The sequence below is a fragment of the Streptomyces sp. NPDC047917 genome (genome assembly GCF_043204345.1).
In the GTDB taxonomy this organism is placed as follows: Bacteria; Actinomycetota; Actinomycetes; order Streptomycetales; family Streptomycetaceae; genus Streptomyces; species Streptomyces sanglieri.
The window spans coordinates 195,455-216,773 of record NZ_JBIDCA010000014.1 but is presented as its reverse complement, the minus strand read 5'-3'; the positions used below and the strand labels follow the sequence as shown (position 1 = coordinate 216,773).

Annotated in this window: 21 protein-coding genes and 1 riboswitch; of the genes, 8 read left to right on the top strand and 13 right to left on the bottom strand. The window is 72.9% G+C overall.

Features of this window, described 5'->3' with window-relative positions; translation table 11 throughout:
* The first annotated feature begins 236 nt into the window (after positions 1–236).
* Positions 237–905: a DedA family protein gene (locus ACGF8B_RS32105; RefSeq protein WP_342282662.1), complete on the top strand. Its 669-nt coding sequence runs from the start codon at positions 237–239 to the stop codon at positions 903–905.
* Positions 905–1,504: a phosphatase PAP2 family protein gene (locus ACGF8B_RS32100; RefSeq protein WP_392745548.1), complete on the top strand. Its 600-nt coding sequence runs from the start codon at positions 905–907 to the stop codon at positions 1,502–1,504. Before ACGF8B_RS32105 ends, ACGF8B_RS32100 begins: the two co-directional genes overlap by 1 nt.
* 26 nt (positions 1,505–1,530) lie before the next feature.
* Here ACGF8B_RS32100 and ACGF8B_RS32095 read toward each other — a convergent pair whose 3' ends face one another.
* The 8 genes from ACGF8B_RS32095 to ACGF8B_RS32060 all read right to left on the bottom strand — a co-directional run bounded on the left by ACGF8B_RS32095 (position 1,531) and on the right by ACGF8B_RS32060 (position 8,654).
* Positions 1,531–1,854, bottom strand: a complete 324-nt coding sequence (locus ACGF8B_RS32095) for a DUF6191 domain-containing protein (protein WP_392745546.1) — start codon at positions 1,852–1,854, stop codon at positions 1,531–1,533.
* A gap of 116 nt (positions 1,855–1,970) precedes the next feature.
* Entirely contained in the window at positions 1,971–3,011 is a 1,041-nt protein-coding gene (locus ACGF8B_RS32090) for an NAD(P)-dependent alcohol dehydrogenase (RefSeq protein WP_392745544.1), read from the bottom strand.
* 57 nt (positions 3,012–3,068) lie between these two features.
* Positions 3,069–3,842 (bottom strand): SDR family NAD(P)-dependent oxidoreductase, encoded by a 774-nt coding sequence (locus ACGF8B_RS32085; protein WP_392745542.1) that lies wholly within the window; start codon positions 3,840–3,842, stop codon positions 3,069–3,071.
* Positions 3,839–4,510 carry a TetR family transcriptional regulator gene (locus tag ACGF8B_RS32080; protein ID WP_392745540.1) on the bottom strand — a complete coding sequence of 224 codons (672 nt, stop codon included), beginning with the start codon at positions 4,508–4,510 and terminating at the stop codon, positions 3,839–3,841. Before ACGF8B_RS32080 ends, ACGF8B_RS32085 begins: the two co-directional genes overlap by 4 nt.
* 88 nt (positions 4,511–4,598) lie before the next feature.
* Entirely contained in the window at positions 4,599–5,816 is a 1,218-nt protein-coding gene (locus ACGF8B_RS32075) for a PP2C family protein-serine/threonine phosphatase (RefSeq protein WP_392745538.1), read from the bottom strand.
* A 189-nt stretch (positions 5,817–6,005) separates the two neighbouring features.
* Positions 6,006–6,770 carry a GNAT family N-acetyltransferase gene (locus tag ACGF8B_RS32070; RefSeq protein WP_392745536.1) on the bottom strand — a complete coding sequence of 255 codons (765 nt, stop codon included), beginning with the start codon at positions 6,768–6,770 and terminating at the stop codon, positions 6,006–6,008.
* Entirely contained in the window at positions 6,767–7,687 is a 921-nt protein-coding gene (locus ACGF8B_RS32065) for an NADP-dependent oxidoreductase (protein ID WP_392745535.1), read from the bottom strand. The genes ACGF8B_RS32070 and ACGF8B_RS32065 overlap by 4 nt, the downstream gene beginning before the upstream one ends.
* 211 nt (positions 7,688–7,898) lie before the next feature.
* Positions 7,899–8,654, bottom strand: a complete 756-nt coding sequence (locus ACGF8B_RS32060; protein ID WP_392745534.1) for a hypothetical protein — start codon at positions 8,652–8,654, stop codon at positions 7,899–7,901.
* Positions 8,655–8,911: 257 nt separating this feature from the next.
* On the opposite strand from ACGF8B_RS32060, the gene ACGF8B_RS32055 reads away from it, so the two are divergent.
* The 5 genes from ACGF8B_RS32055 (at position 8,912) to ACGF8B_RS32035 (ending at position 14,178) form a co-directional block, all read left to right on the top strand.
* Entirely contained in the window at positions 8,912–9,526 is a 615-nt protein-coding gene (locus tag ACGF8B_RS32055; RefSeq protein ID WP_392745532.1) for a hypothetical protein, read from the top strand.
* A gap of 372 nt (positions 9,527–9,898) precedes the next feature.
* The gene (locus tag ACGF8B_RS32050; protein WP_392745531.1) at positions 9,899–10,810 is read left to right on the top strand and encodes a SigB/SigF/SigG family RNA polymerase sigma factor; all 912 of its coding nucleotides are present in this window, start codon (positions 9,899–9,901) and stop codon (positions 10,808–10,810) included.
* A gap of 307 nt (positions 10,811–11,117) precedes the next feature.
* Entirely contained in the window at positions 11,118–11,219 is a 102-nt protein-coding gene (locus ACGF8B_RS32045; RefSeq protein ID WP_392745529.1) for a putative leader peptide, read from the top strand.
* Between the two features lie 425 nt (positions 11,220–11,644).
* The gene (locus tag ACGF8B_RS32040) at positions 11,645–13,006 is read left to right on the top strand and encodes a bifunctional o-acetylhomoserine/o-acetylserine sulfhydrylase (protein WP_392745527.1); all 1,362 of its coding nucleotides are present in this window, start codon (positions 11,645–11,647) and stop codon (positions 13,004–13,006) included.
* Positions 13,003–14,178, top strand: a complete 1,176-nt coding sequence (locus ACGF8B_RS32035) for a homoserine O-acetyltransferase (protein ID WP_392745682.1) — start codon at positions 13,003–13,005, stop codon at positions 14,176–14,178. The genes ACGF8B_RS32040 and ACGF8B_RS32035 overlap by 4 nt, the downstream gene beginning before the upstream one ends.
* A gap of 83 nt (positions 14,179–14,261) precedes the next feature.
* On the opposite strand, the gene ACGF8B_RS32030 is transcribed toward ACGF8B_RS32035, so the two are convergent.
* Both ACGF8B_RS32030 and ACGF8B_RS32025 read right to left on the bottom strand, forming a co-directional pair.
* On the bottom strand, positions 14,262–15,185 hold the full coding sequence (locus tag ACGF8B_RS32030) for an NAD(P)-dependent oxidoreductase (protein WP_392745526.1): 924 nt from the start codon (positions 15,183–15,185) through the stop codon (positions 14,262–14,264).
* Between the two features lie 53 nt (positions 15,186–15,238).
* Entirely contained in the window at positions 15,239–15,823 is a 585-nt protein-coding gene (locus ACGF8B_RS32025) for an adenosylcobinamide amidohydrolase (protein WP_392745524.1), read from the bottom strand.
* A gap of 999 nt (positions 15,824–16,822) precedes the next feature.
* On the opposite strand from ACGF8B_RS32025, the gene ACGF8B_RS32020 reads away from it, so the two are divergent.
* A complete protein-coding gene (locus ACGF8B_RS32020) occupies positions 16,823–17,863 on the top strand; it encodes a PRC and DUF2382 domain-containing protein (RefSeq protein ID WP_392745522.1) in 1,041 nt (346 codons plus the stop codon).
* Between the two features lie 234 nt (positions 17,864–18,097).
* On the opposite strand, the gene ACGF8B_RS32015 is transcribed toward ACGF8B_RS32020, so the two are convergent.
* The 3 genes from ACGF8B_RS32015 to ACGF8B_RS32005 are packed head-to-tail and all read right to left on the bottom strand — an operon-like array spanning position 18,098 to position 21,065.
* On the bottom strand, positions 18,098–18,913 hold the full coding sequence (locus tag ACGF8B_RS32015; protein WP_392745520.1) for an ABC transporter ATP-binding protein: 816 nt from the start codon (positions 18,911–18,913) through the stop codon (positions 18,098–18,100).
* Positions 18,910–20,001, bottom strand: a complete 1,092-nt coding sequence (locus ACGF8B_RS32010; protein ID WP_392745519.1) for a FecCD family ABC transporter permease — start codon at positions 19,999–20,001, stop codon at positions 18,910–18,912. The genes ACGF8B_RS32015 and ACGF8B_RS32010 overlap by 4 nt, the downstream gene beginning before the upstream one ends.
* Positions 19,998–21,065, bottom strand: a complete 1,068-nt coding sequence (locus ACGF8B_RS32005) for an ABC transporter substrate-binding protein (RefSeq protein WP_392745518.1) — start codon at positions 21,063–21,065, stop codon at positions 19,998–20,000. The genes ACGF8B_RS32010 and ACGF8B_RS32005 overlap by 4 nt, the downstream gene beginning before the upstream one ends.
* Positions 21,066–21,100: 35 nt before the next feature.
* Positions 21,101–21,289, bottom strand: a riboswitch (cobalamin riboswitch).
* Positions 21,290–21,319: the final 30 nt, after the last annotated feature.

The window sequence follows — 21,319 nt, the reverse complement described above, 5'->3', positions numbered from 1 at the left end:
GGTGCGGCGGCGGGGTGCGGTGACGGGTGGTGCGGGGCCGCTTCCGGCGTCGGCCCGGATGCCGGTTCGCCGTGCGGGCGGGGGCCGGGGTCGCCGCTCGATATCCCCTTCACCTGGGACATGGGAACTCTCCTCCCCCTTCGGGCGTCTACAGTGATGTAGACCGTCTACATCACTGTAGTCAGTCCGGGCGTTCCGCGGGGCCGCCCGCTCACCATTATGGGAGACCTTCCACCGTGTCCGTATTCTCACTGGCGTCCGCGCCACAGGCGGTGAACCTGCTGGACGCGGGGTCACTGCTCGGAGCGTTCGGCGCGCTCGGCATCGCCGTCGTGCTCTTCGCCGAGACGGGACTGCTCGTCGGCTTCTTCCTCCCCGGCGATTCGCTGCTGTTCACGGCGGGCCTGCTCTGTGTGTCCGGTGCCCATGGTCCGGTGCGGCTGTCCTTGCCGCAGGTGCTGGTCGCGGCCGTCGCCGGCGCGCTGCTGGGCGCCCAGGCGGGCTACTGGATCGGCGAACGGGGCGGACGGGCCCTGCTGGCCCGCAGCCGTTCCCGACGCCTTCACGAGGGCGCTGCCCGCGCCGAGGAGCTCCTCGGGAGATATGGCCACGCGCGGGCGATCGTGCTGGCCCGCTTCGTACCCGTCGTGCGTACGGTGCTCAACCCGCTGGCCGGGGCCCTCGGCGTCCCGGCCCGGGTGTTCACGCTCTGGCAGGCCGTCGGCGGGGTGGTCTGGACCGTCGGACTGGTCCTCGCGGGGTACGCGCTGGGGTCCTCGGTGCCGAATGTCGACCGCTACCTGCTGCCGATCGTCGCCCTCGTGGTCGTGGTCTCGCTCGTCCCGCTCGCCGCCGAACTGCTCCGCTCCCGGGGCCGTCGCACTCCCGAAGGAGAGAACAGCTGATGCTCCTCGCCTCCGCCGCCTCGACCGACGGTGCTCTGTACACCTGGATCACCGAGCTGGCGCAGCGCTCCCCCGGCGCCGTGGACTCCGCCGTCCGGATCTGGTCGGACTACGGGCTCGTCCTGTTCGCCGCGCTGATGCTCGCGTCCTGGTGGCGCTCCCGCTCCGGCGGTCCCGCCCGCACCGCCATGGCGCTCTGCGCCCCGCTCGTCGTGGTGGCCGCGTATCTCGCCAATGACCTGGTGAAATCGCTCTTCCACGAGCAGCGGCCGTGCCGGACCCTCCATGTCGTCACGGTGGAGGCGTGCCCGGCGCTCGGTGACTGGTCCTTCCCCAGCAACCACGCCGCCATCGCGGCGGCCGCGGCCACGGCGATCTGGCTGACCGACCGCAGGCTCGGGGCGATCGCGGTGCCCGCCGCCGTGCTGATGGCCGCGTCCCGGGTGTGGGTCGGTGTGCACTATCCGCACGATGTGCTGATCGGGCTGCTGACCGGCGCCCTCGTCGCCTGGCTGCTGACGGTGGCGGCACGGCGCTGCGCCCCGGCGGTGGTCCGGCTGCGCGGCACTCCGCTGCGGCCTCTGGTGGCGACACGGTGAGCCGGGTCGCTCCGGGGCCGGTGCCCCTAACGGGTGGCGCCGCCGGGGAGGCGGATGACGGCGCGGCCGCCGTCGAGGTCGACGGTGGAGCGGTGGGGCGGGGCGCCGTCCTCCTCGTCGTCGCGCATCAGCAGAGCGCTCCGGCGCTCCCTGAGCTCGCTCTGCTTGCCCGGCGAGAAGCTGGCGTGCAGCTGCTCGAATCCCGTCGCCGACACCTGGCCCTGCCGTGCGCCGTTGCGCCACGGCAGCAGGCCGGCCCGGCCGGCGCGCAGCATCAGCTGGTCGAGAAGGGCGACCGCGGTCAGCCCGATCACAAGTCCGGGCAGCGTCATCAGCGCGACGAATTCCATCCGCCCAGTCTCTCCCGCGGGTGGCGCTCCGCGCATCGGTCGCGGGTATGACGATGCGGGCCGCCGCACCGTGCGACGGCCCGCACGGCCGTGGGTGAGAAGAGGGTTCCGGCCGGTCAGCCGTTGGGGAGGATGACCGCGCGGCCGTTGATCCTGCCGTGGTGCAGCCGCTCGTACGCCAGCGGCGCCTCGTCCAGCGAGTACGTCTCCACGTGGACCTCGACCGCTCCGGCGCGGGCGAGGTCGAGCACCTCGGCGAGCTCGGAGCGCGACCCCCAGTACGGTGCGGTCACCGTCGTGTTGTACGGCAGCGAGCCGAAGCCGACCGGCAGCGCACCGCCGCCGAGGCCGACGATCGTGACGTCGGAGTCGATGGCGGCCGCGGCCCCGGCGGTGGCGACGGTGGGCGGCGCCCCGACGAAGTCGAGGACGACCTGTGCGCCGATCCCTCCGGTGAGTTCGCGGATCTTTGCCGCCGCGCCCTGGTCGGACAGCACGGTCTCGTGCGCGCCGACGGCCCGGGCGAGGGCGAGCTTGTCCTCGGCCACGTCGAGGGCGATGACGCGGACGGCCGTCATGGCGCGCAGCAGCTGGATCGCGACGTGGCCCAGGCCGCCGGTGCCGATGACGACGGCGGTGGCGCCCGGCACCAGCTTGGGCAGTGAACGCTTGATCGCGTGGTACGGGGTCAGGCCCGCGTCGGTGAGCGGCACGGCCTGCACCGGGTCGAGGTCGCCGAGGGGCACCAGGTGGCGCGGGTCGTCGACGATCATGTACTCGGCCATGGCGCCGGGTGCGCCGAGTCCGGGCGGGGCGATGCCGAGCTCCTTGGCGCGCAGGCAGTAGTTCTCCTTGCCCTCGGCGCACTTGACGCAGGTGCCGCAGCCCCAGGGGCCGTAGACCGCGACGGACTCGCCGACCGTGAGTCCGCTCACTCCGTCACCGAGGGCGGCGACGGTGCCCACGCCCTCGTGGCCGAGGGTGAGCGGCAGCGGGAAGGGGATCTGCTCCGCCGGCCAGCTCATCACGGCGATGTCGGAGTGGCAGACGCCCGCGGCGGTGACCTTCAGCATCACCTGGCCGGGGCCGGGCTCGGGGTCGGGCACGGTGACGACCTCGGGCGCTGCGCCCACGGTGCGGTACTGAACGGCCTTCATGGAATTCTCCTCACGTACTCTGTTCCGTTGCTCGCCCCCGTTGCCCCCGTCCGCCACTCAGGGGGCGGAGTAGCCGCCGTCCACCAGGTGGTAGCTGCCGTGGATGAAGGAGGCGCGGTCGGAGAGCAGGAAGGCGGCGAGTTCGGCCACTTCCTCCGCCTTGCCGAGGCGTCCGGCCGGGTGCAGCGAGATCAGGTGGTCGCGGGCCACGCTGTCGGTGTTGCGCAGCAGCGGGGTGTCGATGAAGCCGGGGCCGACGGCGTTGACACGGACGTTCCGGGCCGCGTATTCGAGGGCCGCCGTCTTGGTGAGACCGACGACGCCGTGCTTGGCGGCCACGTAGGCGGGCGATCCGGCGAAGCCGTTGGTGCCGAGGATCGACGACATGTTGACGACGGCGCCGCCGCCGGCCGCGACGATGGCGGGAAGCTCGTAGCGCATCGAGTAGAAGACGCCGCTGAGGTTGGTGGCGACGACCCGGTTCCAGTCGTCGATGCCGTACTCGCCGGTGGGGTTGCTGGGGCCGCCGATGCCCGCGTTGTTGACGGCGAGGTGCAGGGCGCCGAAGGTGTCGACGGCGAACTGCACGCCCGCTTCGACGGAGGCGGGGTCGGTCACGTCCATGGCGATCGCGGCGGCCTCGGCGCCGGCGCTCCGCAGTTCGGCGACCGCCTTGCGGGCACCGGCCTCGTCGTAGTCGGCGACGACGACGGACGCGCCGCCCGCGGCCAGCCGGTGGGTCAGGGCCAGTCCGATCCCGGAGGCGCCGCCGGTGACGAGGGCGGTCCTGCCGGCGAACTCCCGGTCGGCGGGGGTGGGGGTGGTGCTCATGATTCTGTGCTTCCTTCCGTGGTGCTGTGCGGCGCCCGCCCGGCGGGGGGCTGCGCGAGCAGGTCCCCGGCGAGGGCGTCGAAGGCCTGCCCGATCAGTCGGGGCAGGTCGTCCGGTTGCCCGGCGCGTGCCCAGGCGGCCTGGGCCGCCAGGAGTGCCCCGGCGCCCGCGGCGACCGTGACGGCGGGGCGGATGTCCCGTCGTGGGTCGACCCCGAGCCGGTCCGCGACGATGGCGACCGAGTCCTCCTGGGCGTCCACCCGGATGTGATGGAACGCCGCGTAGAGGGTCGGTTCCTGTTCGGCGAGGACCAGCAGATCGAAGATCCGCTCGCGCCGGTGCCAGGCCTGCGCTCCGGGGTCCTCGACCCAGTCCTGGACGGCCCGGCGGTAGGCCGTGAGCGGGGGCTCGTCGGCGGGGCGGGCCCGCAGGGCGTCGTTGATCCGGTCGCCGTCACCCCGGAGCGAGTCCAGGACCGCGGCTTCCTTGCTCGTGAAGTACCGGCTGAAGGTGCGCCGGTCGACGTCCGCGCGTTCCGCGATCTCCTCGACCGTCACATTCCGCAGACCCCGGTCGAGTACGAGCTCGAACGCGGCCTGCGCCAGTGTGTCCCGGGTTCTGCGGGCCTTTCGGCTCCGCCGCTCCGGGGTCTTCCGTTCCGGATTCATAAGTGCACCGTACACCTGAAAATGTCCCGACGCGACATGAGTCTCGTCGGGACATTCGATGGCTGCCGGGGTCGTTCTCGCCGCCCGGCTACCGGCCGCTGAACGCCACGGCCGCCCGGCGGGCGCCATGGTCCGCCGGGCCGGGCCGGGGCGGGGTGCCGCCCGGGGCCCGGCGCAGTGCGAGTACGGCGATGTCGTCACGTCGTACGCCGCCGGAGAACGCCTCCAGGTCCGCGTGGAGCGCCTCCAGGAGCTCGACCTGCCCCAGCTCCGCCCAGCGGCTCAGCCGCGTGTCCAGCGGGTAGAAGGCGCCGGACGGGTCACGGGCCTCGGTCACCCCGTCGGTGCAGAGCAGGAGCGTGGCGTCGGCCGGGACGTCCAGCGGTTCCGCGCCCCGCGCCTCGGGGCTGAGTTCCGCCATGCCCAGCGGGACGGAGGTGCGGCGCAGCGGGAGTGCGCGGACCACTCCCCGGTGCAGCAGCCGGGGCGACAGGTGACCGCAGTTGACGGCCTGCACCCGGTCGCGCCCGTCGAAGCCGAGCACCAGGGCGGTGACGAAGCGTTCGATCTCGCCGGTCTGGGCGGAGAAGGCGTTGTGCCGGGCGACCGCGTCCTCCAGGGCGTCGACCACCCCGGCCAGGTCGGGCTCCCGGATGGCCGCTTCCCGGAACGCGCCGAGCACGGCGAAGCCCACGCCGATCGCGGCGAGTCCCTTGCCCTGGACGTCCCCAATGATCACCCGGGTTCCGTAGGGCGACTCGACGACCTCGTAGATGTCGCCGCCGACCAGACGGTCCTCCTCGATCGGGGTGTAGATGCCATGGGTGAGGACCTGGTCGGTCAGGATGGGCAGTGGGCGCAGGATCTGGCGCTGGAGCGCTCCGGCGGCGGAGCGCAGCCGGGCGATCTGGGTGACGTGGCGGATCCGCAGCACACAGGCGCCGACACCCAGGAAGCAGGCCAGCACGGTGAAGGCGACGCTGGTCACGGTGTCCCAGAGGGTTCCGCCGTCCACCATCCGTGAGCAGGCGACGACGACCGTGACCCAGCTGGCCACGCCGACGGTCTGCCGGACCGTTCCGAAGACGGAGACGAGGGCGGGGATGACCACCAGCAGCGGTATGACGTGCAGGTCCTCCCCGGTCCGGAAGTCCAGGAGGCCGACCAGTGCGGTCAGCAGTGCCAGCCCGCCGAACAGCGCCGGGTTCCCGACCCGCTGCCTGCCCACGGCTGCCTCCCCCGGGTCCGTGGTGTCCGCGAGCGTCACTCCACGCGTCGCAGGTCGGCGCTGAAGCCCCATCGCCACGGCCGGCTCCTCCCGCCGTCGGCCGACCCGGTGCCGGCGTCCGGTACCAGTCCACCCGGTTCGCTGGGGGCGGAACACGAGGCTTACGGCCCGAGGGGCACGGCCGAAGGTCCCCTGTGCGGGGCGGACGGGGACCTTCGGCCCGGCCGTTCCGGGCCGAAGGTCCCGCACCGGAGCGCGGTGCCGGGGTCAGTGTGCGGCGGCCGCGCGCGCCTCGCGGATGCCGCCTGGACCCGGCAGGCGCGCCGTCGGCGGCTTCGGTGCGAGCGCCGAGAGGAAGGACGTCCGGCGGCGGAGCACGAATCCCAGGGACTCGTAGAGCCGGACGGCATGGGCGTTGGAGGCGGCGGCGTGCAGGAACGGCGTCTCGCCGCGCTGCCTGATCTCGTGGGCCACGGCGTGCACCAGTCCGGTGCCGAGCCCCTGGCCGCGTACGGACTCGTCCGTGCAGACGGCGCTGATCTCGGACCAGCCCGGCAGGTGCAGCCGTTCGCCGGCCATCGCGACCAGCACCCCCTCCCGCCGTACGCCGAGGTAGGTGCCGAGCTCGACGGTACCGGGCAGGAACGGCCCCGGCCGGGTGCGCTCGACCAGTTCGAGCATCTCGGGGACATCGGCGGGTCCGAGCCGTACGGCCCCGGGAAAGGGCGCTGCCGCAACCCCGGCATCGACCAGCTGGACGCCCTCGGCCCGGAAGACGGTCTCCCAGTCGGCGGGCGGCGGCTCACGGAAGGCGGTGATGGTGACGGCGCCGCCGGGTCCGACGAGCGCCGCCGCGTCGTCCCAGTCCTGGGGCCGTGGGTCGTCCGGAACCGCGACCCACGGGGCCACGTCCGCCCGGTACCGCAGGATTCGGCCGCGGCGCTCGGCGAAACGGGCGTGCGGGCCGGTCAGCGCGGCACGGACCGGGTTGTCCAGCGGGTGCTGCTCACCGGTGGGATCCGGCGCACTCAAGCGCCGACCTCGATCACGATCTTGCCGAGGGTGTGGCCGCTCTCCACCGCACGCAGGGCGTCCCCCGCCCCGGTGAGAGGGAAGGACCGGTTCACATGGGTGCGCAGGGCGCCGGTGGCGGCGAGCTTCGCCACCTCGTCGAGGACCGCCGCGTTGCGGGCCCGCTCGACGGCCGCCCCACCGAGCTCCACGGCCAGCGGTTTGTCCCCGGCGCTGATCAGCGCGGCCGGGTCCGCGAGCAACGGGGCCACGGCCCTCAGCGTGTCACCGCCGACCAGGTCGAAGACCGCGTCCGGGCCCTCGGGGGCCACTGCCCGCACACGGTCGGCGAGTCCGGGGCCGGACGCGATGTGCACCGCGCCCAGCGACTCGACGAAGTCCTTCTTGGCCGCGCCGGCGACGCCGACGACCCGGATGCCCGCGTGCCGGGCGAGCTGTACCGCCGCGGCTCCGACACCACCACCGGCGCCGGTGACCAGCAGGGTGGACCCGGGGGCGAGGCCGAGCTGGCGCACGCCGTCGTACGCGGTGGCCACCGCGACCGGCAGTACCGCCGCGTCGGTGAACGACAGCCCGTCCGGCTTGTGCGCGGTCACGGCGACGGGCAGCAGCGTGTACTCGGCGTATCCGCCGGTCAACGGGTTGCCGAAGACCTCGTCCCCGATCGCGAACCCTTCGACGTCCGGGCCGACGCCCTCGACGACTCCGGCGGCCTCGCTGCCGAAGACGGTGGGGAAGGGCTGGATCTCGCTGCCGGGCCTGACGTATCCCGTGCGCAGCTTCCAGTCGACCGGGTTGACCCCGGCCGCCCGCACCGCGACGAGCAGCTCGCCCGGGCCGGGCACGGGTACGTCCTGCTCGACGAGGGTCTCCACCTCCGGTCCGCCGTGGCGGGTGAACACGTACGCCTTGGGCATGAGCTCCCTCTCTCCTGCTGCACGGCACCGGAGGCCGGTCGGCCATCGGTCTCACGCCAGCAGGAAGGCGCCGGTCCGGGCACGTATTCCCCGGCGGGTGGAGCGTTCACGGGACCGCAATGAATTCGAATGGCCCCCGCACGACCGGCACCGCACGCCCTGGAGGCCGGTGATTCGAAGGGCGGCCATTCGAAGGCCGGTCATTCGGAGGTCAGTGTCTGAGGCTCTTCATCAGGTCGCGCATGTCGCTGATCATCGCGGACTGGTACGGGGAGAGATCGGAGACGTCCGGCCCGTCGTCGGACGGGGTTTCGCTCCCGTCACCGTCGTACGTCGTGTAGGCGTCGAGACTCAGCGCGAGGACCGCACCGCCGTCCAGTACCCGCAGTTCCGCATTACCGCTGTCCTGCGTCAGCAGGTACGCGCTGTCGCCGAGGTTCGGCACCTTCTCGACCTTCACCTCGTCACCGGTGATGGTTTCGGTCACGCCACGCATCGCCTCGAATTCGGCCGCGGGGTCGGTCCTCTTGTGGAGGGCCACGGTGACCCCGACGGAGTATCCGGTGTGCCAGCGGCTCCCGACCGACTTCTTCGCGCTTTTCCAGGGCCTCGACCGCAGGGAGAGGAAGCACCTCACCCGGTCCAGGGCCGGGTCGTTCAGCAGCTCGGGACCGGCCCCGGACATGGGCTCCCGCGGTGAGATCGCCGCGCCCAGCGCCTTCAGGCGCACGGTCGGGCACGGGTCCTCGTTCAGCCGGTAGCCGTGCATCTCCGGCTTCCGGTCGTCGATCGGGTTCAGGTACAACGCGCCTGCCCACACGGCCGAGGCCAGCACGGCTCCGCCCAGCGCCCACCACCACGGACGGGGTGGCCGGGGCTCCCGGGCGGGTTCCCGGTCGAAGTCGCCCACCACCTCGCCCGTCCCGGCCGCACCGAACTCGTCCACCATCTCCGGCTCGGAAATCATCTGTGCCCCCTCGGCCGTGCCGTCCGTCCACCCATGATGGTCCACAGAACAGTCACAGGATTCGAGAATGCCGTACGGGAGCGGATCGCTGTCCCCGCGGACGCGCTGTCCGGCCGCATCGGCGGGCCTGCGAAGATGTCGCGGCCCGGCTGCCGCGCGTCGCCCGCGACAGGCCCTCGGGTGACAGCGGACGGTGGGCGCGGAGGGGCACGGTCGGGGAGATGCACCACGGGGAGATACGCATCGGGGAGATGCACATGAGGACGTCGATCGCCGTAATGCGTCGTGGGCTGCTGTTCGGCCTCCGGGCCGGGGCGATCCCGGCCGGGATCTGCGCGGTGCTGTGGGCGGCGATCGCGCTGTCCGGGCTGTCCGGGGAGCCGCTGGAAAGCACCTTCGAGAAGCCTGCGGCGGGACTCGTCGCCGTATTGGGTTCCCTCGCCGTCGGTGCGGCAGTCGGCCTGGTGACGGGCGCCGTACTGGCCGTCGCGCCCCCGCGCATGCTCGGCTCCGCGCCCGCCCGTGGCCTGAGCTGCTTCGTGGTGGGGACGGCGTTGTCCGCGGGCGAGGTGGCGGTGATGGACGTGTCGTCGCAGGGAGGATACGGACCCGTGGTCCTCGCGGTGCTGGCCATGCCGGTGGTGGGGGTCGTCACGGCGGCGCGCAGCCGTGCCATCGCGGCCGCGCGCCTCGGCGGTGGGGCCGTCGCCGGATACGCGGATGCGGGCGCGAGCACGGGCAAAAGCACGGGTACGGGTACAGGCACGGGCACGGGCACGGGCACGGGCACGGGCACGGGCACGGGCACGGGCACGGGCACGGGCACGGGCACGGGCACAGGTTCCCGATCCGGTTCCCGTACGGGCCGATGAAGCCGGCTCCTGGCCGAAGTTGCCGTCTTTCTCCCGAAGCTGAGACACCGACGTCGGAACACCGTCGATTTCGACTCAACTACCGCTGGATATGCGCCGGTCGGTCCCCATTGCCCCTCGGCTGTGGCAGTCTGGTGAACGACCGCCCCACCGGGCTCCCCCGTACCGGTGGGGCGGTTCCGCGTTCCGTACGTACCCGGCCCGCACGGAGACCGGATGTGACGCGGGGCGGGGCGGGATGACGCCGGATCACGACGTTTCCCGGCCAATCGCCGCCGTGTGACGTGATCAACTCCCGCTCCCGCGCATGGGAATTGCCTCCTGGGGCATGCGCATACACCTCATGGGATACGACCTGGGGAGCGTGACGGGATGACGGCGCACACTGCACGGACCGCCGGTACGGAGCGAGCGGAGGACTCCCGCTCGACATCGGCGGACGTGCCGGCCGGGGACCTCTGCGGGCTGCCATGGATCGAGGACGCGGGCAGGATCGCCCCTTGTGACGCGCGCGAACTGTCCAGGCTGTTCTTCGGCCGTCTCCAGGAACTGGAGGAGGGAACCGCCGCCCACCAGTACGCGCGCAACACCCTCATCGAGATGAACCTCTCCCTCGTGCGGTTCGCCGCTGGACGGTTCCGGCACCGCGGCGGGGGCGGCGACATGGAGGACATCGTCCAGGTCGGCACGATCGGGCTGATCAAGGCCATCGACCGGTTCGACCTCTCCCGCGAGGTCGAGTTCACCTCCTTCGCGGTCCCGTACATCACCGGGGAGATCAAACGGTTCTTCCGCGACACCACCTGGGCCGTGCATGTCCCGCGCCGGCTCCAGGAGTTGCGGGTGGACATCGCCAGGACCAAGGAGTCGCTGGTCACGGAGCTCGACCGCGACCCCACGGTCCCGGAGCTCGCCGAGCAGATGGGGCTGAGCGAGGACGAGGTCACCGAGGGCATCGTGGCGGCCAACGGGTACGCGGCCGGTTCGCTCGACATGCCCGCCGATCCATCGGAGGCGGGGCGGCGCCACGCCCCGGGGCGCACCTTCGCCGATGTCCTGGGCGGCCCGGATCCCGCCCTGGAGACGGTCGAGAATCTGCACACGCTCGCGCCGTTGCTGGGGTGCCTCGACGCACGCGAGCGCCGCATCATCGACATGCGTTTCGGCCAGGAGATGACCCAGGCCGGAATCGGCGCCGAACTCGGCATCTCGCAGATGCATGTGTCGCGGCTGATCAGCAGAATTCTGCGGAAGCTCCGCACCGGGATGCTCGTCGAGGAGTGAGCGTTCCCGGAGTCGCGGCCGTACGCCACGGCAGCACATCACGGCAGCACATCACGGGCGTACATCGCGGCCGTACATTGCGGGCGAGTGAATTCCGGCGCCGCCACCGGGCCGCTCGGCGACCCGTCGCCACCGGTCTCCGTCGCGCCGGCCAAGAAGGGTCCGTTCCCAGGTCGGAGGCGGTCCGGCGGTGGAATCGAGGGGCGGACGGCGGTGGCGCGGCCGGTTCCCCGTGGCCCCGGCGGGCCCGGCGGGCCGTACGGCAGTGCGGTTGACGCCTGCGGGAGCCGCTGACACGCTCACAGCCATGCCCGCGACTCCGGTACTCGTCTCGCGGCGCCACGTCGATCTGGGACGCCTCGCGTCCGCCGCGTGTCGCCGCAGCTTCCGCCGCGCGCCGCTCCGTTGAGCAGCTGAGCCGCACCGGCGCCACCGCAGCGACGATTCGCGTGCCCGCGTCCGGCCCCTCCGCCGGGCCGCCGGGCTGCGCACACCCCCGGACCGTTCCGCCCGGAAAGGTCTCCGCCACGACCTCCGCACCCGCCGCGGAGCCGGCCTCCTCCTCCCGTGCCTCCGCTTCCGCGCCCTCGTCCACCGGACCTGTTGTCACTGTCCGCAGACCGGGCGACCGCCACCGGCGCCGTGCTCTTGGCTGTCCGCCCCGGTGGCCGACCCGACTCCGCCGTGGTCTCCGCCGTCCGCGCCGCGGTCCTGGAACACGAAGTCGTGTCCTCCCGGGACCAGGACCATCTGGACGAGGCGAGCCATACACCCGCCCACACACATCCGCCCACACGCGTCCGCGCCCCGAGAGACCACCGTGCGAGGAACACCATGACCCAGCCCGTCGACTCCGTCACCGCAGGCCACACCCCCGAGGACCAGGACCGGCAGGACGCCGGTCCCGCCTGGTCCTTCGAGACCAAGCAGATCCACTCCGGAGCCGTCCCCGATCCGGCTACCGGCGCCCGGGCCGTGCCGATCTACCAGACGTCGTCCTTCGTCTTCCGGGACACCCGGCACGCCGCGGACCTGTTCTCGCTCGCCGAGCCGGGCAACATCTACACCCGGATCCACAACCCCACCCAGGACGTGCTGGAACAGCGGATCGCCGCGCTGGAGGGCGGAGTCGCCGCCGTGGCGCTCTCCTCCGGTCAGGCGGCCGAGACGCTCGCCCTGCTGACGTCGGCCGGCGCCGGGGACCACATCGTCTCCTCCGCCTCGCTGTACGGCGGCACGTACAACCTGTTGCGGCACACGCTCCCCCGGTTCGGCGTCGAGGTGACCTTCGTCGACGACCCGGACGACACCGCGGCATGGGCCGCTGCCATCCGTCCCCACACCAAGGCGCTGTTCGCCGAGACGCTGGGCAACCCGCGCGGCGACGTGCTCGACATCCGGGCGGTCGCCGACACCGCGCACGCGGCCGGGGTGCCGCTGATCGTCGACAACACTGTGCCCACCCCGTACCTGCTGCGTCCGATCGAGCACGGCGCGGACGTCGTCGTGCACTCGGCGACGAAGTTCCTCGGCGGGCACGGCACCACCATCGGCGGTGTGGTGGTGGACGGCGGGACGTTCGACTTCGGCGCGCACCCCGAACGGTTCCCGGACTTCGTCTCCCCCGACCCGAGCTACCACGGGCTGCGCTACTGGCCGGACCTGGGGCCGGGGGCCTTCGCGGTGAAGCTCCGCGTCCAGTTGCTGCGCGACCTCGGCCCCGCCCTCTCGCCGCACTCCGCCTTCCTGCTCCTCCAGGGTGTGGAGACGCTGAGCCTCCGGCTCGAACGGCACACCGCCAATGCCCTGGCACTGGCGGAGTGGCTGGAGCAGCGCGACGAGGTGTCGGCGGTGCACTACGCCGGTCTCGCGTCGAGCCGGTGGTACGAGGCGGGGCGCCGCTATCTGCCACGCGGCGCCGGGGCCGTGCTCGCCTTCGAACTGCGGGACGGGGTCGAGGCGGGCAAGCGGTTCGTGGACGCGGTCGAACTGTTCAGCCACCTCGCCAACATCGGCGACGTGCGGAGCCTGATCATCCACCCGGCGTCGACCACGCACAGCCAGCTGACCGAGGAACAGCTCGCCGCCACCGGAGCGACCGCGGGGCTGGTACGTCTCTCGGTGGGCCTGGAGAACGTGGCCGACCTCAAGGCCGATCTGGAGACCGGGTTCCTGGCGGCGAAGGCGGCGTCCTGAACCACACGGCCCCTTCCCCCGCGTCCCTCCTCCCGCCGGCCACCGGAGGCCGGCGGGAGGAGGACCCGCCCGGCCGCCGCTCCTGGGTGCGGCTGGAGCGGCCGCTGCCGTTGGAGGCGGGCGGTGTGCTGCCGGACGTCCGCATGGCCTACGAGACCTGGGGCCGCCGGGCCCCGGACGGCGCCAACGCGGTGCTGGTGCTGCACGCCCTCACCGGTGACAGCCACGTGGCGGGACCCGCGGGCCCCGGGCATCCCACGGCCGGCTGGTGGGACGCACTGGTCGGCCCCGGGAAGGCGCTGGACACCGAGCGCTGGTTCGTCGTCGCGCCCAATGTGCTCGGTGGCTGCCAGGGCAGCACGGGGCCGTCCTCACACCGTCCGGAGGGGCCGCGCTGGGGCGGCGACTTCCCGTACCTGACGATCCGTGACCAGGTGGACGCCGAGGCCGCGTTGGCCGATGCACTGGGCATCGGCAACTGGGCGGCGGTGATCGGCGGGTCGATGGGCGGCATGCGGGCGCTGGAGTGGGCGGTGAGCCGGCCGGAGCGTACCGGAGCGCTGCTGGTGCTCGCGGCACCCGCGGCGTCGTCGGCGGAGCAGATCGCCTGGGGGTCGCTGCAGACCTCCGCGATCCGCTCCGATCCGGGCTGGCGGAGCGGTCACTACCACGACGCGCCACCGGGCGGGGGCCCGCACCGGGGCCTCGGCCTGGCCCGCCGGATCGCTCATGTGACGTACCGCAGCGAGCCCGAACTCGGGGCCCGGTTCGGCGGTACGGCGCAACCGGACGAGCATCCCTGGCACGGCGGACGGTACGCGGTGGAGTCGTACCTCGACCACCACGCGGCCAAGTTGGTGCACCGCTTCGACGCCGGCAGCTATGTCACGCTGACGGAGTCGATGAACGGGCACGACGTCGGACGCGGGCGCGGTGGCGTCACCCGGGCGCTGAGCCGCGCCCGGATGCCGGCCCTGATCGCGGGCGTCGACTCCGACCGGCTCCATCTCCCCTCGCAACAGGCCGAGTTGGCGGCGCTGCTGCCGGGCGCGGATCGGCTCAGGACGATTCGTTCGCCCCACGGTCACGACGGGTTCCTGATCGAGACGGACCAGGTCGGGCTGCTCGTACGGGAGTTGCTGACCGTTCCGTACGACGCCCGGCCTGTCTGACACATCGCCACCGACCGCCCTTCCCCGCCCCCCGGAGTCGTACAGAAGCTCCGTTCGCGGGTGGCGGGTGGTGCGCAGGAGCGTCAGTCGTCGTCCTGCTCCGGGGCCCGGCCCGCGTAGTAGGTGGCGATCATGTCCTCGCCGCCGTGTCCCGCCGCCTCGGCCCGCACGAAGCGGTCGGCCGACGCCGCGACCAGGTCCAGTCGCACCCCCGCCGACTGTGCCGCGTCCAGGATGAGGCGGGTGTCCTTGAGCGCGGTGGAGAGGGTGAAGCTCGGGGTGAGGTCGCCGGAGAGGACGGCGGCGGACTTGCCTTGGAGATAGGCGGAGTCCAGCGGGCCGCCCTTCATGACGTCGAGGAACGCCTGCGGATCGATGCCCAGCCCTTCCGCGAGATTGAGGCATTCCGCGATGTTGTTGACCATGGTGATCACCCAGGTGTTGACCACCAGCTTCAGCCGCGAGGCCGCTCCCGGTGCCTCGCCGACCCACACCGTGCGCTGCCCGATCGCGTCCAGCACCGGATCGACCGTCGCACGGACGGCCGAGGGGCCCGCGACGAAGACCGTCAACGCCCCTTGTTCCGCAGGCTGTTTGGTGCCGGAGACCGGTGCGTCGAGGTAGACCAGGCCGAGGTCGGCGGCGCGCTGGGCGAGATCGGTGGTGGCGTCGATCCCGACCGTCGAGCTCTGGAGCAGGACCTGACCGGTGTGCACTCCCCCGGACGCGGCGGCGAGTGCGGCGGCCACGGAGGGGCCGTCGCTGAGCATGGTGACGACGACATCCGCGCCGCGTACGGCCTCCTCGGCCGTCCCGGTGACCACCGCGCCGTCGGCGGCGAGCGGGGCCGCTCTGGACTCCGTACGGTTCCAGGCGCGGACGTCCAGTCCGGCGCGCAGGAGGCTCCGGGCCATTCCCGATCCCATGATCCCGGTGCCGAGAACGGCGACGACCGGCCGGTACGCGGTGGTGTCGGCGGTGGTGGTGTCCGCGGTGCCCGATGTCATGAGGGGTTCCCTTCGACGGCCGCGTCCGGGTCGGATCGCGGCGCTGTGGTCTCTCAGGATTGCCGCAGCGCGCCCTCCAGGACGGCAGCGTGCACGACCCTGGCGAGTCGCGCGCCCCACAGGGAACGCGGTCCCGCGAAGGGTTCGGCGGGCGTCGGCCCGGGGGACGGGGCGGCGATGCAGACGGCGTCCGTGGGGGTGCCCGAGCAGTCCAGGCCCGCGTCCAGGAGTGCCTGGACCTTGGCCTCGGTGGCGGTGGCGACGGCGTTGACGAGTGCGGCGTCGGAGAGCGGCACGGGGACGGTGACGACGATGTTGACGGTGCCGGGGCGCAGTGGCACCTCGGTGCCCTCCGCCGGGGCGGCGGCCCAGCCGCGTACGCCGAGTCCGCAGGTGGCGGTCGCCGTCACACCGGCCTCGGCGGCGACCGTGTACGCGGTGACGTCGGCGGCCGTCATCAGACCGGCACCGGGTCCCGTGAGGTGCTCGGCGGCGGCGATCTCGGCGAGGTGCCGGTCGGGGTCCAGGCGCGGGTAGCCACCGGGCACCTGTGCGTTGAGCATCCAGTCGCGCGGGCCGATGCCGCCGCCGAGCACGGCGCTGCCGCACACCCGCCACCCCGGCCCGAGCCGCCACACCAGATGGTGCAGCTCCGTACCGTCCTCGTACCGGGTCAGCAGTTCGCCGCGCTGTTCGGGCAGCAGGATGCGTACGGAACTGATGGGGCACCCCCGGTGGCGCGGCAGGATGTAGGTCGGCTCTTGGCCCGTCGATCATATGTGCCGGCATTTGTACCGGAGGCGGCGGTCGTACGCGCCGCGTGGGGGCGGGGTGTACGACCGCGGGAGCGACGGGCGGGGCCGTACCGGGAGCGGTCCCGTGCTGTTGCCGACGAAGCCCGGGTGGTGGGGCAGGGCGGGCTCCGGTACGGCGAGTTCCAGTTCCGGGAAGCGGCCGGACGGCCGCCCAAGGGCACGGGGGCGCCCGGAGGTGTCACGGTGCCGTCAAGGGTGAGGTCCCGGGTGGGATGCCCGAACGGGAAGCAGCCGGCGGGCTGCCCCAGCGAGGCGTCTCGGTCTCCTCCGCCACGTCGGCCCGGCCCACCCGGCCGGGGGTGAGGAGCCCGAGCTGCCCGGGGTGGGCGCACAGCGCCCGTACGGCGTTGGTGGCCACCTCGCGCGCCGACGGTCAACTGCTCGGTGCCCGGCCGGTTTCGGGCGCCCGGCTCCGCGGGGTCGGGCCGGCCGGAGGCCATGATCCCGGCGCCCGGCCCGACGGAAGGCCGCGGGCGCGTCCGGTCGCGGTCTCCGCGTCCTCGTCGAATGTGCCGCGCGATGTGTCCTGCCGGTGGAACACCGGACGGATCCTTCCGGTTTCGCGGTGCGGCGGCGCCCGCCCACCCGCCCGTCCGGCACGCACACTCACCACGCGCCACTCCTCACCCGAATGGCCTAATGGAGGATCGGGGCGCCCACCACCGTGGCAGGCGGTCACCGCCGAACCGCCGAGCATGCGGCGGCCCGGCACCCCGGCCCGGGAGGTTGCAGCGTCCATCCGGGTGAGGCCCGATGGAATGCGGACGCGCCTCCCCTGTCGGCCCCCGCCACAGGACGCGCCCGGACGAGGAGGAATCGGTCATGGGAGCCGCTGACGGTTTCACGGATTCCGGAGAGCTCGACGACCTCACGGTGTACGACACCGACGGCGAGAAGGTCGGCAGTGTGGGCCGGGTGTATGTCGACGACAACACCGGCCGGCCGGACTGGATCACGGTGAAGACCGGCCTGTTCGGCATGAAGGAGAGTTTCGTTCCCCTTGCCGGCGCCCGCCGTGTGGGATCCGATCTGCACATCTCGCATCCGAAGGAACGGGTCAAGGACGCCCCCCGGGTGGACGCCGACGCGCATCTGTCCGTGGCGGAGGAGGAAGAGCTCTACAAGCACTACGGCCTCGCCAGGAACACCACCGCGAAGCTGGGCGACCGACCGGGCACGGCGAACACGACGACGTCCGGGACGGGCACCACGGCCATGGGTGCCGCGGGAGCCGCCGGGGCCATGGGCGCGGCCGGCACCGGACGCACGACCGGGGCCGGCAGGACGGGCATGACGGGCGCCTCCGGTGCGGGCACGGCCGGTGCCGGGACCGGCGCGGGCCAGGGCAGGCACCGCGACGCCGGGGCGGCCGCCGGCACCTCGCGTCCCCTCGTCGGCGCCGGGGCGGGCGCCGAACGGTCCGCCGCCGACCTGGGCGGCAAGGAGGAGATGATCCGTTCCGAGGAGCAACTCCTCGTCGGCACCGAGCAGTACGAGAGCGGAACGGCCCGGCTGCACAAGTACGTCGTCACCGAGAACGTCACCAGGACCGTCCCGGTGACGCACGAGGAGGTGCGGCTGATCCGCGAACCGCTCCAGCCCGGCGACAAGCCCGGGGAGCGTGCCGCCATCCGCGAACAGGACGTCGAGGTCACCCTGCACGCGGAACGCCCGACCTCCCGCAAGGAGACCGTGGCCGTCGAGCGGGTGCGGATGGAGACCAAGAAGGTGACCGAGCAGAAGGAGGTCTCCGCCGAACTCCGCAAGGAGCAGATCGACTACGCGGACGACACCGGCATCGCCGGGAAGGACATGGGCGGCAAGGACATCGGGGGCGGCCTCGGCGGAGGACGCCGCCGCTGACCCGCCGGGCCCACTCCACCTCACGCACCGCGGCGAGCCGCCGCACCCGGAAAGAACGGGCGGACCCACGCCACGCAGTGCCGGGTCCGCCCGCTCGGCGTCGCGGCCCCCGCCACGAGGAGCCGGCCGCTCCCCGGCCGGAAGCCGCGTCGCCGACAACGGGCTGCGCCGCCACCAGCCGCTACGTCCCCACCGGCCGCTAGGACCCCCCATTCGGCGCGTCCCCACCAGCCGTTACGACCCCACCGACCGCTGTGTCCCCACCGGCCGCCCCGGCAGGAACCGCACCGAGGGCCGCCCGTCCGGGCCGTCCGGCGTGACGTGGGCCGCGACCCGGTAGACGTCCGCGATCAGCTCCTCGGTGATCACTTCCGAGGGGGTGCCGGCGGCCACCACCCGCCCCTTCTTCAGCACCGCGATCCGGTCGCAGAACATCGCCGCCAGGTTGAGGTCGTGCAGGGCGATCACACCGGTCAGCGGCAGTGAGGCGATCAGCGCGAGGAGCTCCAGCTGGTGCTGGATGTCGAGGTGGTTCGTCGGCTCGTCGAGCAGCAGCTCCCGCGGCTGCTGGGCGAGCGCACGCGCGATCTGGACGCGTTGGCGCTCGCCCCCGGAGAGGGTGTGCCAGGACTGGTCGCCGCGGTCGGTGAGACCGGTCCGGGCGAGCGCTTCGCGTACCGCTTCCTCGTCCGCCCCGTCCGGCGCCGACCAGGCCCTGCGGTGCGGGATTCGGCCGAGCCGCACCACGTCCAGCACGCTGAGCTCGACCTGGGTGACGGCGTGCTGGTCGACCATTGCGACGCGCCGGGCGACGGTGCGGCGGCCGATCTCGGTGAGCCGCAGTCCGTCGAGGGTGACCACGCCGGTCTCCGGGGCCAGGACTCCCGCCAGCACCCGCAGCAGGGTCGACTTGCCGGATCCGTTCGGTCCGATCAGCCCCACGGTGGCGCCGGGCCGCGGCGCGAGGTCGATCCCGTCGAGGACGAGGCGGCCGCCCGCCGTCCGGCTGACCCGTTCGGCACGCAGTCCCGCGCCCGCCGCGTCCGTCATGAGGTCCTCCGGGTGCGGTACAGGACCAGGACGAACGCGGGCACCCCGATCAGTGCGGTGACCACGCCCACGGGCACCTCCTGCGGGTCGAGCACGGTCCTGGCGAGCGTGTCGACCCAGACCAGGAACACCGCCCCGGCCAGCGCCGTCACCGGCAGCAGCCGCCGGTGGCCGGAACCGGCGAGGGCACGGGCGGCGTGCGGCAGCACCAGACCGACGAAGCCGATGGCACCGGCCGAGCTGACCAGCGCGGCGGTCAGCAGCGCGGTCGTGCACAGCAGCACGATCCGGGTACGCGCGACATCGACGCCGAGGGTGGCGGCGGCGTCCTGGCCGAACGCGAAGGCGTCGAGCGTACGGGCGTGGCCCAGGCAGATCAGCAGGGTCACGGCGAGCACGGCGGCGCAGACCCACACATCGGTCCAGCCGACCCCGCTGAGCGAGCCGAGCAGCCAGAACAGCACCCCGCGGGTCTGCTCCGCGTCGGCGGCGGTCATCACGACGAAGGAGGTGAGCGCGGAGAACAGCTGCATGGCCGCGACACCGGAGAGCACCACCCGGTCCGTCGTGCCGCCCAGGGTGTGGCTGAGCAGCAGCACCAGGGCGAACGAGCACAGCGCCCCGATGAACGCGCCGGTCGAGATCGACAAGGCTCCCCCGCCGACACCGAGGACGACGACCACGACCGCGCCGGTGGACGCGCCGGAGGAGACGCCGAGGACGAACGGGTCGGCGAGCGGGTTGCGGAGCAGGGACTGCATGACGGTGCCGCAGACCGCGAGCCCGGCGCCGCACACCGCGGCGAGCAGGGTGCGCGGCATGCGCAGGTTCCAGATGATGCCGTCCCGGATAGGGGAGAGCCGCGACTGGCCCCCGCCGAGGTGGGCGGCCACCGCGGACCAGACGTCGCCCACCGAGATGCGGGCGGGTCCGATGGTGACGGCGACCGCGACGGAGCCGAGGAGCAGCGCGAGGCCGCAGGCCCACAGGACCCCGCCGCGCAGCCGTCGTACGCCCTTCGTGACGCCCACCGGTGCGACGACGGCCGGTGGCGCGGTCACCGTCGTGCCGCGTTCGGTCGGCGTCACCGCGCGAGCCCGAACCCGCGCAGTCCGGCGGCGACACGTTCGACGCCCTCGACCGTCCGGACGGACGGGTTCATGGCCTGGCCGCTCAACAGGACGTACCGCTTGTGCCTGACGGCGTCCATGTTCTTCGTGGCGGGGTTGGACTCCAGGAACTCGATCTTCTTCGCGGCGCTCTCGGCGGTCTGGGCCTTACGGGTCAGGTCGCCGATGACCAGGACGTCGGGGTTGCGGTCCGCGACGGTCTCCCAGCTGATCTGGGGCCATTCCTCGTGGGTGTCGTCGAAGACGTTCTTCGCGCCGAGTTCTCCGGTGATGATTCCGGGGGCTCCGCAGCAGCCCGCCAGGTAGGGGGCCTTGGAGTCGGAGAACCAGTACAGGAGGGTGGTGCCGGAGGCGTCGATGCCCTCGGTCGCCTTCTTCACCCGTTCGCGCAGTGCGGCCACGAGCGAGTCGCCGCGCTCCGGTACGCCGAACACCTTGGCCAGGTCGCGCACTTCGCCGTAGACGCTGTCCATGGTGAGCGGTGCGGTGCGGGCTCCGTCGCCGCCGCCGCTGTTGTCCTTGCCGGCGCAGTCGGCGGGCGAGACATAGGTGGGGACGCCGAGCGATTCGAACTGTTCGCGGGGTGCGACGCCGCCCTTGGCGAGTGTCGATTCGAACGAGGCGCTGACGAAGTCCGGTTCGCGGTCGAGGACCTTCTCCGAGGAGGGCCGGTTGTCCGCGATCCTGGGCACCTCGTCGTTGGCCTTCTCCAGGCCCTTCATCACCGGGTCGGTCCAGGTCGCGGTGGCGGCCATCCGGTCGGCGAGGCCGAGGGAGAGAAGGATCTCCGTGGATCCCTGGTCCACCGAGACGGCGCGGCGCGGCGCGGCGTCGACGGTGACGGTACGGCCGCAGTTCTTCAGCGTCACCGGATATCCGTCCGCGCGGCCCGGTTTCGCGGTGGTGTCACCGGCTCCGCCTCCGCAGGCGGTCAGCAGGACCAGTCCCGCGGACAGCAGGGCGACGGTGCGGACGGGGCTGGCTATGGACGGCACGGAGTCCCTCTGCGTCTCTGGGCTCATGCGCGGAGCCCGTGGTACGGAGTCCCGCGGCCCGGTGCCGGGTCGCGGATGCCAGCAGGTCTTCGGACTCGGGTTCGTCCGGACGGAGCGCCTTCCCGGGCACCCGAGGGTGCTCCCAGTGGCTGTGGCCCCGCCCGTCCCCCTCACCGCTGCGCGTCAGTTCCGGATTCGCACCGGATTCCCTGACCCCTAGGTGGAGTTTGACTGGCCCCGGCAAGCTATCACGCGCCTCTGTGCAGCTCACGGCCGGTGTG

Coding starts and splice junctions, on each gene's coding strand:
- ACGF8B_RS32045 (WP_392745529.1), top strand. CDS start 11,118: ATGCCCGCGACTCCGGTACTCGTCTCGCGGCGCCACGTCGATCTGGGA.
- ACGF8B_RS32005 (WP_392745518.1), bottom strand. CDS start 21,065: ATGAGCCCAGAGACGCAGAGGGACTCCGTGCCGTCCATAGCCAGCCCC.
- ACGF8B_RS32050 (WP_392745531.1), top strand. CDS start 9,899: ATGACGGCGCACACTGCACGGACCGCCGGTACGGAGCGAGCGGAGGAC.
- ACGF8B_RS32090 (WP_392745544.1), bottom strand. CDS start 3,011: ATGAAGGCCGTTCAGTACCGCACCGTGGGCGCAGCGCCCGAGGTCGTC.
- ACGF8B_RS32080 (WP_392745540.1), bottom strand. CDS start 4,510: ATGAATCCGGAACGGAAGACCCCGGAGCGGCGGAGCCGAAAGGCCCGC.
- ACGF8B_RS32015 (WP_392745520.1), bottom strand. CDS start 18,913: ATGACGGACGCGGCGGGCGCGGGACTGCGTGCCGAACGGGTCAGCCGG.
- ACGF8B_RS32095 (WP_392745546.1), bottom strand. CDS start 1,854: ATGGAATTCGTCGCGCTGATGACGCTGCCCGGACTTGTGATCGGGCTG.
- ACGF8B_RS32055 (WP_392745532.1), top strand. CDS start 8,912: ATGAGGACGTCGATCGCCGTAATGCGTCGTGGGCTGCTGTTCGGCCTC.
- ACGF8B_RS32030 (WP_392745526.1), bottom strand. CDS start 15,185: ATGACATCGGGCACCGCGGACACCACCACCGCCGACACCACCGCGTAC.
- ACGF8B_RS32100 (WP_392745548.1), top strand. CDS start 905: ATGCTCCTCGCCTCCGCCGCCTCGACCGACGGTGCTCTGTACACCTGG.
- ACGF8B_RS32065 (WP_392745535.1), bottom strand. CDS start 7,687: ATGCCCAAGGCGTACGTGTTCACCCGCCACGGCGGACCGGAGGTGGAG.
- ACGF8B_RS32085 (WP_392745542.1), bottom strand. CDS start 3,842: ATGAGCACCACCCCCACCCCCGCCGACCGGGAGTTCGCCGGCAGGACC.
- ACGF8B_RS32060 (WP_392745534.1), bottom strand. CDS start 8,654: ATGATTTCCGAGCCGGAGATGGTGGACGAGTTCGGTGCGGCCGGGACG.
- ACGF8B_RS32020 (WP_392745522.1), top strand. CDS start 16,823: ATGGGAGCCGCTGACGGTTTCACGGATTCCGGAGAGCTCGACGACCTC.
- ACGF8B_RS32040 (WP_392745527.1), top strand. CDS start 11,645: ATGACCCAGCCCGTCGACTCCGTCACCGCAGGCCACACCCCCGAGGAC.